The organism is Streptomyces sp. NPDC050287, from assembly GCF_044459385.1.
In the GTDB taxonomy this organism is placed as follows: Bacteria; Actinomycetota; Actinomycetes; order Streptomycetales; family Streptomycetaceae; genus Streptomyces.
The window spans coordinates 1-14,973 of sequence record NZ_JBITIY010000014.1 but is presented as its reverse complement, the minus strand read 5'-3'; the positions used below and the strand labels follow the sequence as shown (position 1 = coordinate 14,973).

The window sequence follows — 14,973 nt, the reverse complement described above, 5'->3', positions numbered from 1 at the left end:
GGCCTCCCGGCTCCTGCCGGCCGTACGCTCGACGTCGACGGGCTTGGCCCGTGCCCTCGTCAGAAGAGATCGGGTGTCTCACCGAAGTCGCTGAGGGACGGTCCCGGCCTTCCGCTGACCTCCCGAAACTCGCTCGAGCTGTATTGAAGCTGGAAGGTATGGGGGTAGTTCTCGTCAACCCAGTACATGGTGATGGCGGCGAGCAGGTTCCGCGTCATCCAGTGAGTGCGGGATCGTGTTTCCTCCTCCTGGTCCAGGATCCATGCCTCGACCTGCTCCGGCAGGCTGAAGGTCAGCCTGTAGGCAGGACCTGCGCGCGGTTCGATCAGCCACAGCGGATGCCCCACCGAGCGGTGGCTCCTGTGTACGCGGACGGCGTGAGTGGGCTGTTCGCGTGCGTATCTGACAAAGGCATTGAGATCGTCGGAGACAAGCCCGAGGACGAAAGGAGCGGCGGGAAAGGCCAGGACGAGTCCCAGCGACGACCGGCGGCGCAGGCCCGCCGCCAAGATGTCGAGCGGATCGGTCACCGAGGAAGCATCGGCTGCGGGTTCGTCCCACAGGTCCAGCAGGTGCCGACGCAAGTAGTTGCGAATCTTGTACACGGTGGGCCGCTGACTCGGCGGCATAGGCTTCATCGCGTCGTAGACCGACTTGGCCGCCACCCTCACCAGGTCGCACAGCGGCTGGAAGTCGGGCAGGGACAGGTCGATGAGAGAGATCTGGTGGGCAAGCGCGAACTCCTGAGCATCCTGGGTGAACCCTGATGTCGAGAAGATCGCGTAGCTGTAGTGATAGCGCGCCCTCGGGCGGTGCGGGCCGGAGCCGTTGCCCAAGGTGGTGACGACGTTTTCATTGAGGTCATGCACGACACCGTGGCCGTTGCGCACGGTGGCGAGACCGACCTTGGGGCGTATGAACTTCGCCTCGGCGAACAGGCGGATCGGGAGTGAGAACGGGGGCACGTACTGGAACTCTCCCAGTGTGTCCGCCTGATGCCAGGCCCCGCGCCCCCGCACCACCAGTCCGTGTTTGCGTTTCTCCAACACCTTCCACGGCGGCCTGGCCTGGTCGTCGTCCTCCGTCAGTAGACGGTACCCACTGGACCGCAGCAGCCAGGCCAGGACCTCTTCGAGAAGGTACCCCCGCAGTGTTACCAGCCCCACCATGGTGTGACCCTATGCACGTTGGTCCTGATTGGACATCAGAATGGCATATTTTCCTGCCCCCACAGCATGCGTCCTGGCGCGAGATCCGGGAAGGAACCGCCGGCATTGGCGAGTGATGACATCTGCGGGAGCGAAAATGCGGCGCCTCGCACGCACGGGCGTGCCGGTTCCGTCAGGCACGCATCCCCAGCTTGAGGGCGGCTTCGCGGGCCTTCTCGTCGGCCAGGGCGATGAACCGCTTCCGCCCTCCATGGGTCTGGAAGTCCGCCCGCGACTTGGACAAGAGGGATTCCGCCCGCTCTGTCAGCTTGTGCGCCGCTTTCAGATTCTTGATGAGGTCCTTGGTGTACCGGTTGGACGGCAGCGCGTGGACCTCATCCGTGTGCGCACGGACGCGAGTGATCAGGCGGAGCACGGTCTGTCGCTGGGTTTCCAACTCGGCGGCACGCTGAGTCGCGCGTGAGTTCGGCGCCTGGGCGCGCCCGGAAACCGCCTGGCGCCGAGCGGACAAGTCAGCCGCTGCCGCGTTCAGTGGCGTGATGTGTCCGGGTTCCTGGATGGAGAAGAGCGCGACCTTTCTGTCGTCGGCGAACTGCAGGGCACGGGCTGTATAGCCGCCGGACGCGTAGAACAGCAGGTGATGGTGCGAGTCCGCCACCCCCCGCAGTTCTCGGACGGGGCCGACACCGATCGGCTGGCTGTAGTGCTTCACCTGCGCGATTGCGTCCCGGGCGATCACGTCGACACCCCCGTCCGCGCCGGCACCCGTCACCCGCGCGTCGGTGAAGCCGAGGCTGCGCATGTGGTCGACGGCTGCGAATTCGGCGTCCTGCCATGTGCGGATGGTTCTCGCGCGGTACACCCTCTCCTGTGAGCCGTCGCCTTCTTCCGCATGCGGAGGTGTGGACGCCCGGCCGGCCCCCGCCCGGTGAGCGCCGAGCGTCCCAGAGGCACTGCGGTCGCCCTGCGCGAGGTTCGGAGGAGCAGCCGGAGCGCTGCCATCGCCCTGCCGGCGGGCGGCGACCAAAGCGCGGGCCACGGCCGCGGAAAGGGCCTTGAGCTCTACCGCGCCTTCGGGGCCGTCGAGAACGACCGTCTCACCGAACCGGGACTGGCTCCCCCTCGCCAGGACGGTGAGGGGGCGGCACAGTTCCATGTGTTCCACCTTGAAGGTGCCCCGCCAAAGGAGGAGACGCCGACGGGTCAGTGCGCCGTGGAAGCGGAGAGTGGTGAACAGCAACTCGACCCGTTCGCCCGGGCCCAGTTGGGTCAGTAACTGTTCGGCTTGCGGTGAGTTGCTGACCCAGCCGCTGCCGCGTACGGCAGCGGAGGTGCGAGGGTCGCTGCGGAGACTTGACACCATGCCATTTTGCATCAACTCCCCGTACGGCCCAGGTTTCGGTGCGGAATGCCCCGTACCACTCACCAAGGGAGTGCGAGGGCGCACACGCCTACGCGGGCAGCGCAGGGAACACGACCACCGAGCCGTCCTTGTCGCGGGCGATCTCAATCGCCACGTCTGTCGTGCGGCTGTTGACCGTGACGCCGTCACCCAGCTGGTGAATCCGGTGTGTCGCGCGCATCAGGCGATCTACTTCACCGGTCGTGAAGACGGGTCGCAAACCGTTCGGGCGTGCCAGCTCCAGCGCCGACAGGCGTACCAGGACCCCGGCGATACCCGACTCCAGTTCGTCGAGGCGCTGCTGGTCGCGCTTGAGTGCGCGGGTGAAGTTCTCGAAAAGGTTGTCAGCGTCGTTCTGGGCATGCTCGACGGCCTGCAGGACATTGACCCGCCGCTTCAGCGCAATGGCCAGGGCGGCGAGTTCGAGGTGGGCGCGGAAGGTGCCGCCATCCTCGTCGACTCCGGGGAACGACTTGGTCAGCGTGCCGATCTCGACGGCCTCGCCGTCGGGCAACTTGTCGAGTGCGCTCTGCCACTGGGCCAGGCGACGGTCAGCGCGGCCCAGCGCCGTGTTGATTGCATGCACTGCCGAGTCCAGTCCCAGCGAGACACCGAGCTTGCCTTGGTCGAGCAGAATGGCGGTGGCTTTGTCGATGGCATCGCGACAGCCGTCGAGTTCGCTGCGCTCGTCATCGAGCTTCTGATCGTGCAGTTGCTCCAGCAGTTCTGTGATGCGTTCGATGGCCTCCTGGCGCTTGGAGTCGGCATTCGCGCTCACCCCCACCGCCACAGCCATGAGCACGAGCGGCGCGGCCACGGTGAGCGCCGCGCTGCCGGCGGCCGCGACGCCGGCTGTCGCACCGGCTCCACCGACCGCGCCCGCTGCCGCCGCTTTGCCGACCGGCACGAACTTCGCGCCGGCGGCGATGCGGCCCGTCGTCGAGTTCACGAGTGCACCGTAGATGTCACCGGCCGCTCCCTTCGCCGCCATCGGGCGAACGATGCCCTGACCGAACTGGGCGGCGACCTTCGCCGGAACCACCATGCGATACAGGCCTTCGCCGGCAGCGGTCGCCGTGGAGGAACTCCGTGCTGACTGCGTGACGAGCTGCGACAAGTGCTGTGCCAGGGGACTCACGGCATCGAGCGGGATGCCTCGGCTGCGGTCGAGCTTGTCGGGCAGCGGATGTAGCTCAAGTGTGGCGATCGGCTCGTCGGCAAGGGCGGCCAGCACGCTGCGCAGTTCACCCAAGCGCTCAGCCGTCATCGGCTTGTCTCCGGTCAATGCGGGCACGCGGACGTCACCAGTCGCCAGCGTCCACACCGGAACGGTTGCCTTGCGGTAGTCAATCATCGTCTCCCCCTTGTTTTCCCAGAACAGCCTACGACTGACGTCCGACAAGACCAGGCCGGCACGTTCCATGCGGCGCATCAGGTCGGCGGCGGTGCGCAGGGAGTTGACGATGACGCCGATGCGGTCTGCCGGGTGCCGCGCCGCCATGGTGGCGATGTCGACGGTCGAGCTGGCGGCAGCCCTCGCCGACACCGAACGCCGCCGCGCCCGGCTGATCTCCGAGGTCGCCCTGGCCGGGATGTCGGGGCCGAAGCAGAGCTTCGGGGCCGGGTTGACCTCCGGACCTGTCGGGTGGAGGTAGACGTAGGCACCGCGGTCATTGAGGATCTCGTACAGAGGCGCGAAGGAAGGATCCCCCAGGTAGGTGCCCTTGTAGTTGGTGAGCAGGCAGATGCCGTCGAGATCCAGTTCGCCGAGCGCGCGGTCCACCTCGGCCACCGAGCCCTCGATGTCGGGCATCGGGGTGACCGCGAAGATCCCGAACCGGTCACCGCGGGTCTGCACGAGGTCGCGGGCGTAGTCGTTGACCGCGCGGCGGTGGCGTGCTGGTCGTCGACCGGGCCGACGGTGACCTGGAGGTCACCGAACGACAGGACGCCGGCCTGGATCCGGTACTGGTCCATGAAGGCCAGGTGCCGATCGACCGACCACGGACCGTACGCCCCGGTAATGGCCCCGAGAAGGCCGTAGCGCTTCAGGTAGTCGTTGTACACGTCGGGCGAGTAGTGCGCGTGGGTGTCGATACGCCAGTTGCCCGTCGGCATCCCCGGCCCGGACGCTGCCGCCTCCGGACTGGCCATCGCAGCAGGCACCGTGGCCGCAGCCGCCGTGACGAGCGCCGCGGCCGATGCCCCTTCGATCATCCTCCGACGCGAGATGTTCCGTCGCAGGTTCATTCCAGGGCTCCTCTTCGTTCTGAGTGCGAGTCAGATCGTGTGCGCGTGCGTCGTGGCGCGGTCGCCAGGCTGGGCAGGGCCTGCGCAGGACGGCGCTGGTTCTCCGCGGTAATGGAGGCCGCTGCCTCCACGCGAGGGCGTGCGCGCGGTGCGGGCCGATTGGAGGGTACGAGCGAGTAAGTCGCTCCTGGGCCGCGCCAGTTGCCGCCGACAGGACGATCCCGCGCTTATGCGTGGTAACTGACGTGGCCCCGTCGGCAGGCAGTCGGCCGGGGAGCGGACCCGTGAGCGACGGCACCGACCCCGGACGAAGGAACGCGCCGATCACGACGGGACCGGACAGCGTGGGGTCAACCGGCGTGGTCAGGTGCCGCGGAAAGGTTGATCAACGCTGTCCACCGGCGGGACAAGGAGTACGTGCATGACCGCCAGGCAACAGCCGGCTCATAAAGCACCTACCACTCAGCACATGAAGCTTCCATGAAGCCAGTGGCTGCTACTGGGAGTCCTGCGGTGCGTCGGCACGCCGCAGCATGGTGAGCCATTGGGCCACGACGGCGTCGATGAAGGCGTCGGTGACCTGGCCGCGGTCGAGGAAGAGCCTGGCGAGGACGGGCCCGTACAGCAGAGTGAACTGGTCTTCGCTGATCTGGACGCCCGAGGGCTCAAGCAGTCTGTTGAAGCCGATGTAGCGGTCTTCGCCGATGCGGACGAGCGCCCGGGCGCTGTCGGGGTCGTGGTCGGCCTGGGCGGTGACGGCCAGGGCCGCGGTGCGCACGGCCGGCACGCTGACGCCGGCGCGCAGGCTCTTCAGCCAGGCGGTGGCCACGTCACCCACGTCGCTGCCCGGTTCGGGGTAGGTGCCGAGGTCGGGGCCTTCGAGGACGAGGTCGAAGAGCAGTGCGGCTCGGGTGGGCCAGTGCCGGTAGAGGGTCTGGCGGGTGACGTCTGCCCGTTCGGCCAGCAGGGCGTAGGTCAGTCCGGCCGGTCCGACCTGCGGCAGCAGTTCCCGCGCGACGGCCAGTACGCGGTTGCGGGTGCGCTGCACGCGCGGGTTGCCCGGGGTCGGCTGACGGCGGTGGAGGGGCTGCTTCATGCCGCCACCCTACCCGCACATCATACGGCGCGTGTGATTGACGTCACAGGCCCAAATCATACGCCCTGCGTGATAGACCTTGGAGGGTAATCACACGCACTGGATGATTCTCGCGTATCGGCGCATCCGAAAGGCAGACGGCCATGTCACCTCGCACCCAGACCGCACCCACACCCACGTTCGCCCGCACCCGCCTCGGCTCCGGCCCCGGCCTGCTCCTCGCCCACGGCGCCGGCAGCAGCCTGGCCGGCACCTACGGCCCCGTCCTGGAAGCCCTCGCCGCCCGCCACACCGTCGTCGGCATCGACTATCCCGGCAGCGGAGACACCCCCCGCTCCACCACCCCGCTGTCCGTCGACGACCTCGCCGACCAGCTCGTCGCCGCCGCCGACGCGGAGGGCCTCGACCGCTTCGCCGTGTCCGGCTACTCCCTCGGCGGTCCGGTCGCCGTCCGCGCCGCCACCCGCCACCCCGAACGTGTCACCGCACTCGTCCTGACCGCCGCCTTCCCGCACCGCGACAACCGGCTCGCGCTCGCCTCCTCGGTCTGGAGCAAGATCGCCGCGTCCGGCGACCGCGAACTGCTCGCCGAATTCCAGCTCATGATGGCCCTCGGCACCCAGGCACTGGAGTCGATGCCGGCCGAGCAACTGCAGCAGACCCTCGGCTACGTCGCCGCCGGTGCGGCCGAAGGCAGCTCCGAGCAGACCGACCTCGTCGGCCAGGTCGACGTCCGGGACGACCTCGCCGGCCTCAAAGTCCCCACCCTGGTCGTCTCGACCACCGACGACCGGCTCGTCTCCACTGCCCTGCACCGGCACCTCGCCGAGACCATCCCCGGCGCCCAGCTCGCTGAAATAGCCACCGGCCACCTGCCGATGCTGGAGCGGACCGACGAGTGGCTGCAGTTCATCACCGACTTCCTCGACAGGCACAACGCCTGAACGCACACCAGGGGCGGGGCACAGCGGCCTGGCCCCTCACCCCGGGCCGCCCATTGATCACAACTCACCACACGCGAGTTCTTGGAGGAATCATGCTCACGTTCGGCCACCTCGACGCGTCCACCGACTTCCGCGACCAGCAGAAGGAGGAGACCGGACCGGTCACCGTCATCAACACGTTCGTCGCCCCGGAAGGCAAGGAGGACGAGGTGCTGGCCGCCTGGACGGACGACGCGGAATACATGAAGAAGTCGGGGAGCCTGCTCTCGGTGCAGCTGTACCGGGGCATCGGCGGCAGCCGGCTCTTCACCAACGTCGCGGTCTGGAAATCCACCGGGCACCTCCGTGCAGCGCTCGGTACGCCGGAGTTCGCCTCGCACCTGGAGCAGTATCCCGCCGGCACCGTCGCCCACCCGCACCTGTACCAGAAGTGCGCTGTCGAGGGCGTCTGCGAAGGGGAATGACGGCCGCTCCCCGATTCCGGGCTGCCGTTCGCCACGCAACGATGGGTGGCGAACGGCAGTCCCTGGGCCGCGGACGACTCACGCCGATGACGCCGGTCTGTTCCCTCTGTCCGACCGGCCGGTACTCGAAGTGCTTGGCCTGGTCCGGGTTCGGCGCGGCGGTCGGCCTCCGGGGCGAGGCGGGCGCCGCCCACCTGCAAAAGCCGTAGTGCGAGAGGCGGGGTGACGGCCGAAGGCCACGGCGTCGGTCCGGCACCGAGCCGCCTGCTCCATGCGACACCCCCCAGCGGCGGGCCGCGACTTCATGCACTAGACCGCTGTTAGAGCCGCTTTAGGCGTCTCCCCAACGATGGCCCGCGTCGTATCCGACGTATGGGGGAAGCTGGGGATGGTCGAGAAGGCCGGGCAGGAAACGCTGGACGCGGAGCCGGACGACGGCGGGGACGAGTCGTTGCCGTCGCTGCACGCGCGGGGACTGGTGGCCGCCCGCTATCCACGGGTACGTGGCCTGGTCGAAGCCCTGGTCGACAGCGGGAACCCGGACGAAGTGCGGCGCGCCGGGAACCTGCTGGCGCGGGTCGGCGTCGACGACGTGCTCAAGGAGCATCCGGACACGCCGGTCCTGAAGGTGGCGCTCACCGGACACAGCACCGTGTCCGGCCTCACCGCACCTTTGACCGTCGAACTGGCCCGCCACGGCGTTCTGTTGAGTCCCCAGGTCGCCGACTTCGGCAGCTATGTCTTCGAACTGTCGGATCCCCGCAGTGAGCTGTACGCCGGCCGCCCGGACGCGGTGGTGTGCCTGCTCGACGCGTCCATGGTGTTCGACGAGGTGCCGGTGCCGTGGACGCCGGAGGACGTACAGCGGGTGTTCGCCGAGAAGCTCGCGCTCCTTGAGCGGATGGCCGCCGTCTTCGCCGACACCGGCACGGGAGCCCTCGTACTCAACACACTGCCGTTGCCACGTGCCTGGTCGGCGCAGTTGGTCGGGGCGCACGACCGGGCCCGGCTCGGCGCGGTCTGGCGGGAGGCCAACGCGCGGCTCCTGCGCCTCATGGAGGAGCGGCCCGCGCTGACCGTCCTGGACCTCGACCCGCTGCTCGGTGCGGAGCTGCCGCTGCGTGACGCGCGGCTCGGCGTCTACACCAAGACGCAGCTGTCGCCCCAGCTGCAGGCGGCGTACGCCCGTGAGGTGGCCCATCTGCTGCGCGGGCTCACCGGGCGGGCGAAGAAGTGCCTGGTGCTCGACCTGGACAACACGGTCTGGGGTGGAGTGCTCGGCGACGACGGCATCGAGGGGATCGAGGTCGCCGACAGCTACCGGGGCGAGGCGTTCCGCGCCCTGCAGAAGGCGGCGAAGCAGATCGCCTCGCAGGGCGTACTGCTCGCGGCGGTCAGCAAGAACGACCTCGACCCGGTGCGCCAGGTGCTGCGCGAGCACCCCGCGATGACGCTGCGCGAGGACGACTTCGTGCGGGTCGTCGCCAACTGGCGTCCCAAGCACGACAATCTGCGCGAGCTGGCGGCGGAACTGAACGTGGGCGTCGACAGTTTCGTCTTCGCCGACGACAGCCCCTACGAGTGCGGTCTCGTCGTCCGCGAGCTGCCCGACACGGCGGTGGTACGCCTCGACGACGATCCGGCGCTGCACGTCGAAAAGGTGCTGCGGGACGGCTGGTTCGACGTACGGGACATCACGGCCGACGACCTCAAGCGGCCCGCGCGCTACCGCGAGGAGCTGGACCGCAAGGATTTCCTGGACGGCTTCTCCTCGCTCGACGACTACCTGCGCGAGCTGGACGTGCGGGTGCGGCTCGCGGACGCCGAGGGACCCGACATCGGTCGGGTCTCCCAACTCACCCTGCGTACCAACCAGTTCAACCTGACGACGCGGCGGCTGCAGCCGGCTGCCGTGGCCGAACTGGCGTCCACGGCGGGGGCGTTGGTGCTCACGATCCGGTCCGCCGACCGGTTCGGTGACAACGGCATCGTCGGCGCGGTCCTGGCCCACCGTGAGGGCGACGAGCTGCACATCGACAACTTCCTGCTGAGTTGCCGGGTGTTCAGCCGCGGCATCGAACAGGCCTGTCTCTCGGCCGTCCTGCGGCACGCGCGCGAGCAGGGGCTGCGGGCCGTACGGGCCGAGTACCGGCCGACCGCGAAGAACGGGAAGGTCAGCGGCTTCTATCCCGGGAACGGATTCCGGCCGGTGGGGACCGCTTCGGCCTCCGGGGCGTCGGCTTCCGGGGCATCGGACTCCGACGGATCGGCCTCCGGCGCTTCTGATGCTGCCGGGGTATCCGGGGCTGCCGGGGCCTCCGGGGCGGTCCGTTTCCGGCACGACCTGGCGGAGATCGCCGAACCGCCGGAGCACATCCGGCTGACCCTGAGCCTGGGAGGGCTGAACCAGTGAGAAACATCGACGAATTCCTCGCACTCGTCCACGGCGAAATCGGACTCTCCCTGACCCCGGAGACCGTCCGCGGCGGCTTCGACGAACTGCCCGGCTGGGACTCGCTGCACCTGCTGACCCTGCTCACCGCCATCGAGCGGGAGACCGGGCACCGGGTGTCCATGCCCGGGGTCCTGGAGGCGACCAGCCTGCACGACATCTACGAACTGACGGTGCAGGGGGCCGGGACATGACGGGAATCGTGGGGCACTCGCCCTACCTGCTGCCCCGGCAACGGGACCCCGACCCGGCCGCGCTGCGGTTGCTGTGCTTCCACCACGCGGGCGGCGCCGCTTCCTCGTTCGCCCAATGGCAGACCGCGCTGGGCAGTTCGGTGGCGGTCATACCGGTGCAGCTGGCCGGGCGGGAGCATCGGGCCCGGGAGCCGCGAGTCCACGACTTCGACCAGCTCGTCGACGACCTCGACGACGCCCTCGACCCGCTGCTCGGTCAGCCGTTCGCGCTGTACGGCCACAGCCTGGGCGGGATGATCGCGTACGCCCTGACCCGGCGGCGGTTCGTCCTCGGGCGGCGGCTGCCGGAACAGCTCCTTGTCGGGGCCTGTCCGCCTCCGCACGCGCCGCGCCACCAGGTCCCCGCCGCACAGGTCTCCGACGACGAGCTGACCCGGTGGATGCGCGACCTCGGTGGGATGCCCGACCAGATGCTGCAGTATCCGCAGTGGCTGCACCGCATGACCGCGCTGCTCCGTGACGACCTGCGGCTCGCGCAGAGTCGTCCCGCCTCGGAGTCCGGGCCATTGTCGGTGCCGCTGCCCGTTCCGCTGCGTGTGCTGACCGGGTCGGCCGACTCGCTGCTGACCTCCCAAGAGGCGCATGAGTGGGAGCGGTACACCAGCGCGGACTGCCGGGTGTTCACGCTGCCCGGCGGCCACTTCTTCCACCGCGAGTCCCCCACGTTCACCCTCCGCCTCGTCGGGTCGCTCCTTTCGGCGACGGCCGGGGTGGGGCGGAGCTGACGGAGCGCGCCTCCCGACGCCGGGATCGCGGAGCCCGGGGCCCATACCCCGGAGCCCCGGAGTCCCGGACACCCGGACACCCGGACACCGAGACCCGACTTTCAGGACTCCGGGACCCCAAAACCCAGGGAGCCCGGGACTCGGCCCCGGGACTCCGGGACTCCGGGGCTCCGGGACTCCGGGACTCCGGGGCCCCAAGGGAACCCCTGCCCGGGCCCCCTCCAAGAACTCCTCGACGCCTCAACACCCGTATCACCGAAACTCGGAGACGGTAGACGATGACTGCTCAGCCCCTTCCCGTCGTGCTGTGGCCGGTATCGGCGCCCGGACCGGCCTCGCTCAGGGCGCGGGCCGCCGCCGCGGCCGAGCTGCTGGACGCGTCACCGTCGCTGTCCCCCGCCGCCGCGGGTGCCTCCCTTCGCGCGGCGGACACGGCCGCCGGCCACCGGGCCGCGGTCGTCGGCCGGAACCGCGACGACCTCCTGGCCACACTGCGCGTGCTCGCCGCGGGCGGCACCGCCGACGGGCTGCACCTCGGCCTGTCGGCGGACGCGGGCGGCGCCGCCGGGCCCGTCTTCGTCTTCCCGGGAGTCGGGGCCCACTACGCGGGCATGGCGGCCGACCTGCTCGACGAGGACCCGGTCTTCCGGGAGTCGGTCGAGGCCTGCGAGGCTGCTCTGACGCCGCTGGTGGACTGGTCGTTGACCGACGTGCTGCGGGGCTCCGAGGGGGCACCGCCCCTGGAGTCGGCCGCCGTGGTGATGCCCGCCCTGGTCTCCGTGATGATCTCGCTCACGGCGGTGTGGCGGTCCCGTGGTGTGGAGCCGGCCGCGGTGGTCGGGCACAGCATCGGCGAGATGGCCGCCGCCCACGCCTGCGGCGCGCTGTCGCTGCCGGACGCCCTCCGGGTCGCGGTGGTGTGGGGTGCCGCCCTGACCGAGGACCGTTCCGGCCGCTGGGGCATCGTCGCGGTGCTGCTGCCGGAGGCCGAGACGCGGGCCCGGCTGGCCCCGTGGGCGGACCGCGTGGACATCGCGGCGGTCAACGGCCCCGGCTCGGTGACCGTCTCCGGCGACGCGGACGCCCTGGCCGGACTTCTGACGGCGCTGGAGGAGGACGGTGTACGGGCCCGGCGCATCCCCGCCGACTTCCCCGTGCACGTACGCCAGGTCGACGCGATCATGGACCGGCTTACGGCGGGCCTGCGCACGGTGCGTCCCGAGGCCGAGGCCCGGATCCCCTTCTACTCGTCCGCCACCGGCGGGCCGCTCGACCCGGAACAGCTGGACGGCGCTTACTGGGCCCGGCAGTTGCGCACCCCGGTGCGCTTCGAGGCGGCGGTGCGGTCGCTGCTCGCCGACGGACACCAGGTGTTCCTTGAGGCGGGACCGCATCCGGCACTGAGGATGGCCGTCCAGGAGATCCTGGAGGACGCCGGGACCCGCCGAGGCGCGGTGATCGGTTCACTCACGCGGGGACGGGACGCCGAGGCCGCGTTGCAGTCGGCGTGTGCGGAACTGTACGTCCATGGTGTGCCGGTGGAGGCGGCCGCTCCGGCTCCCGACGCGGCGGTGGCCCCTTTGGCTCTGCCCGAGTACGGGGCCGACGACGAGCGCGCCGACCTGACCGAGGTCGCGGCCGGTGCGGAACCGGTCCCGCCACTGCGGAGGGAGCTGGACGCGCGGCCGGCCGAGCAGCGGCGGCGCGCGCTGCTCGATCTCGTACGGGCGCAGACGGCCGACGTCGCCGGGGACGGGACGGATCCGGGCGATGCCGTCGCCGGGGACCAGCGGACGTTCCGGGATCTGGGTCTGGAGTCGGCGGCGGCCGTGGAACTGCGCAACCGGCTGATCCAGCTCCTCGGCGTACGGCTCCCCGTGGCCGCCGCTTTCGACCACCCGACCCCGGAGGCGCTGGCCGACCATCTGCACGGCTTGCTCTACGAACCCGGGTACGGTTTCGAGTCGGGATCGGGGGCGGAGTCGAGGCCGGGGTTCGGGTCCGCGGGGGCTTCCGCCACGGCCCGAGCGGCGGCGACGCCCGGTGAGCCGATCGCGGTCGTGGGGATGGCCTGCCGTTATCCCGGCGGGGTCTCCTCCCCCGAGGATCTGTGGCGGCTGGTCTCGGAGGGCACGGACGCCATCGGACCGTTCCCGCGGGACCGCGGCTGGGACGACGACCTCTACGACCCGGACCCCGCCGCCATCGGCAAGTCCAGCACCCAGCACGGCGGATTCCTCTACGAGGCCGGCGAGTTCGACCCGGCGTTCTTCGGTATCAGCCCCCGCGAGGCCCTCGCGATGGACCCCCAGCAGCGGCTGCTGCTGGAGACGGCCTGGGAGACGTTCGAGCGCGCCGGGATCGACCCCACCACCCTGCGCGGCAGCGACACCGGCGTCTTCGCCGGCACGTACGGGCTCGAGTACGGGCCGAGGCTGTCGGATCCGGCGGAGGGAGTCGACGGGTATCTGCTCACCGGGCAATTCAGCAGTGTGGCGTCCGGGCGGATCGCCTACACGCTGGGATTCGAAGGACCCGCCTTGACGGTGGACACGGCGTGCTCGTCGTCGCTGGTCGCACTGCATCTGGCGGCGCGGGCCCTGCGGAGCGGCGAATGCTCGCTCGCCCTCGCCGGCGGCGCGACGGTCATGTCGAGCCCCGGTATGTTCGTGGAGTTCAGTCGGCAGCAGGGGCTGTCGCCGGACGGCCGGTGCAAGGCCTTCTCGGCCGACGCCGACGGAACCGGCTGGAGCGAAGGCGTCGGGCTGCTCCTCGTCGAGCGGCTCTCCGACGCCCGCCGCAACGGCCACCCCGTACTGGCCGTGATCCGCGGCACCGCCGTCAACCAGGACGGCGCCAGCAACGGCCTCACCGCACCCAACGGCCCCTCCCAGGAACGCGTCATCCGACAGGCCCTCGCCGACGCCGAACTGACGCCGGACCAAGTCGACGCCGTGGAGGCCCACGGCACGGGCACGGTCCTGGGCGACCCCATCGAGGCCCAGGCCATCCTCAACACGTACGGGAGGGCACGGTCACCCGAACACCCGTTGTGGCTGGGCTCGTTGAAGTCCAACATCGGACACGCCCAGGCCGCCGCCGGCGTCGGCGGCGTCATCAAGATGGTCATGGCCCTGCGCCACGGTCTCCTGCCTCGCACGTTGTACGCCGACCGCCCCACCGAGAACGTCGACTGGACCGACGGCACGGTTCGGCTCCTTGGGGAGGAGGTCGAGTGGGGGCCGGGTCGCGAGGAGGGCCGGCCGCGGCGGGCGGGCGTCTCCTCGTTCGGGATCAGCGGCACCAACGCCCACGTCGTCATCGAGGAAGCCACACCCGACGAACACGACACACCCGAACTACCGCCCCTGCCCTGGCTGCTGTCCGCCAAAAACACCGGCGCCCTGCGCGACCACGCCCGACAACTGGCCGCGTTCGTCCAAGACCGGCCCGACACCGACCTGACACGGACAGCACACCAACTCGCCGCCCGCACCCGCTTCGACCACCGCGCCGTCATCTCCAGCGGCTCACCCCAGGACCTGCTGACCGCACTGACCGCCCTGGCCGACGGCGACGGCAGCCCGCACCTCACCACCGGCACCGTCACCACCGGCAAAACCGCCTACCTCTTCACCGGCCAGGGCAGCCAACGCGTCGGCATGGGCCGCGAACTCTACGACGCCCTCCCCGAATTCGCCCGCGCCTTCGACACCGTATGTGACCGCTTCGACGAGATCCTGGACCGGCCGCTGCACGACGTGATGTGGAACAGCGCGCCGGAACTGCTGCGGCAGACCCAGTACACCCAAGCAGCACTGTTCACCCTCCAGATAGCGCTCTTCCGCACCCTGGAACACCACGGACTGGCCCCCGACTACCTGATCGGGCATTCCATCGGCGAGATCTCCGCCGCCCACGCCGCGGACGTCCTCGACCTCGACGCCGCCGTCAGCCTGGTCGCCGCCCGCGGACGCTACATGAACGCCGCCCGCACCGACGGGACCATGCTCGCCCTCCAGGCCACGGAGAAGGAGGTCCGTTCCCTGCTCGACGGTCTCGGCCAGGGCCTGGACCTCGCGGCGGTGAACGGGCCGCGGTCCGTCGTCGTGTCCGGTGACGCGGACGCCGCCGACGCCGTCGCCGCCCATTTCGCGGCCCAGGGCCGCAAGACGACACGTCTCGACGTCAGCCACGCCTTCCACTCCCCCCACATG

The 14,973-nt window shown here is 70.1% G+C and carries 10 protein-coding genes and 1 pseudogene; 6 read left to right on the top strand and 5 right to left on the bottom strand.

The window, feature by feature from the left end; genetic code table 11:
* Positions 1-59: 59 nt before the first annotated feature.
* The 5 genes and pseudogenes from ACIBK3_RS36605 to ACIBK3_RS36585 all read right to left on the bottom strand — a co-directional run bounded on the left by ACIBK3_RS36605 (position 60) and on the right by ACIBK3_RS36585 (position 5,917).
* Positions 60-1,169, bottom strand: a complete 1,110-nt coding sequence (locus tag ACIBK3_RS36605; RefSeq protein WP_399372045.1) for a hypothetical protein — start codon at positions 1,167-1,169, stop codon at positions 60-62.
* A 172-nt stretch (positions 1,170-1,341) separates the two neighbouring features.
* Positions 1,342-2,532, bottom strand: coding sequence for a restriction endonuclease (locus ACIBK3_RS36600; protein WP_399372043.1), 1,191 nt, complete (start codon positions 2,530-2,532; stop codon positions 1,342-1,344).
* A gap of 88 nt (positions 2,533-2,620) precedes the next feature.
* Complete coding sequence (locus ACIBK3_RS36595) at positions 2,621-3,925, bottom strand: hypothetical protein (RefSeq protein ID WP_399372350.1); 1,305 nt, start codon at positions 3,923-3,925, stop codon at positions 2,621-2,623.
* Between the two features lie 261 nt (positions 3,926-4,186).
* Positions 4,187-4,456 (bottom strand): annotated as a pseudogene (locus tag ACIBK3_RS36590) (amidohydrolase family protein); the annotation flags it as partial.
* Positions 4,457-5,317: 861 nt separating this feature from the next.
* Entirely contained in the window at positions 5,318-5,917 is a 600-nt protein-coding gene (locus ACIBK3_RS36585) for a TetR/AcrR family transcriptional regulator (RefSeq protein ID WP_399372041.1), read from the bottom strand.
* Positions 5,918-6,060: 143 nt separating this feature from the next.
* Between ACIBK3_RS36585 and ACIBK3_RS36580 the strand changes: the two genes are divergently transcribed.
* From ACIBK3_RS36580 to ACIBK3_RS36555, 6 genes are all read left to right on the top strand, one after another.
* Positions 6,061-6,861: an alpha/beta fold hydrolase gene (locus ACIBK3_RS36580; protein ID WP_399372039.1), complete on the top strand. Its 801-nt coding sequence runs from the start codon at positions 6,061-6,063 to the stop codon at positions 6,859-6,861.
* A gap of 92 nt (positions 6,862-6,953) precedes the next feature.
* Positions 6,954-7,325, top strand: coding sequence for an antibiotic biosynthesis monooxygenase family protein (locus ACIBK3_RS36575; protein ID WP_399372038.1), 372 nt, complete (start codon positions 6,954-6,956; stop codon positions 7,323-7,325).
* 388 nt (positions 7,326-7,713) lie between these two features.
* Positions 7,714-9,738, top strand: coding sequence for an HAD-IIIC family phosphatase (locus tag ACIBK3_RS36570; protein ID WP_399372348.1), 2,025 nt, complete (start codon positions 7,714-7,716; stop codon positions 9,736-9,738).
* Entirely contained in the window at positions 9,735-9,971 is a 237-nt protein-coding gene (locus ACIBK3_RS36565; protein WP_399372037.1) for an acyl carrier protein, read from the top strand. The genes ACIBK3_RS36570 and ACIBK3_RS36565 overlap by 4 nt, the downstream gene beginning before the upstream one ends.
* The gene (locus tag ACIBK3_RS36560; protein WP_399372035.1) at positions 9,968-10,756 is read left to right on the top strand and encodes a thioesterase II family protein; all 789 of its coding nucleotides are present in this window, start codon (positions 9,968-9,970) and stop codon (positions 10,754-10,756) included. Before ACIBK3_RS36565 ends, ACIBK3_RS36560 begins: the two co-directional genes overlap by 4 nt.
* 278 nt (positions 10,757-11,034) lie before the next feature.
* The coding region (locus tag ACIBK3_RS36555) for an acyltransferase domain-containing protein (RefSeq protein WP_399372033.1) at positions 11,035-14,973 on the top strand (3,939 nt) is incomplete at its 3' end.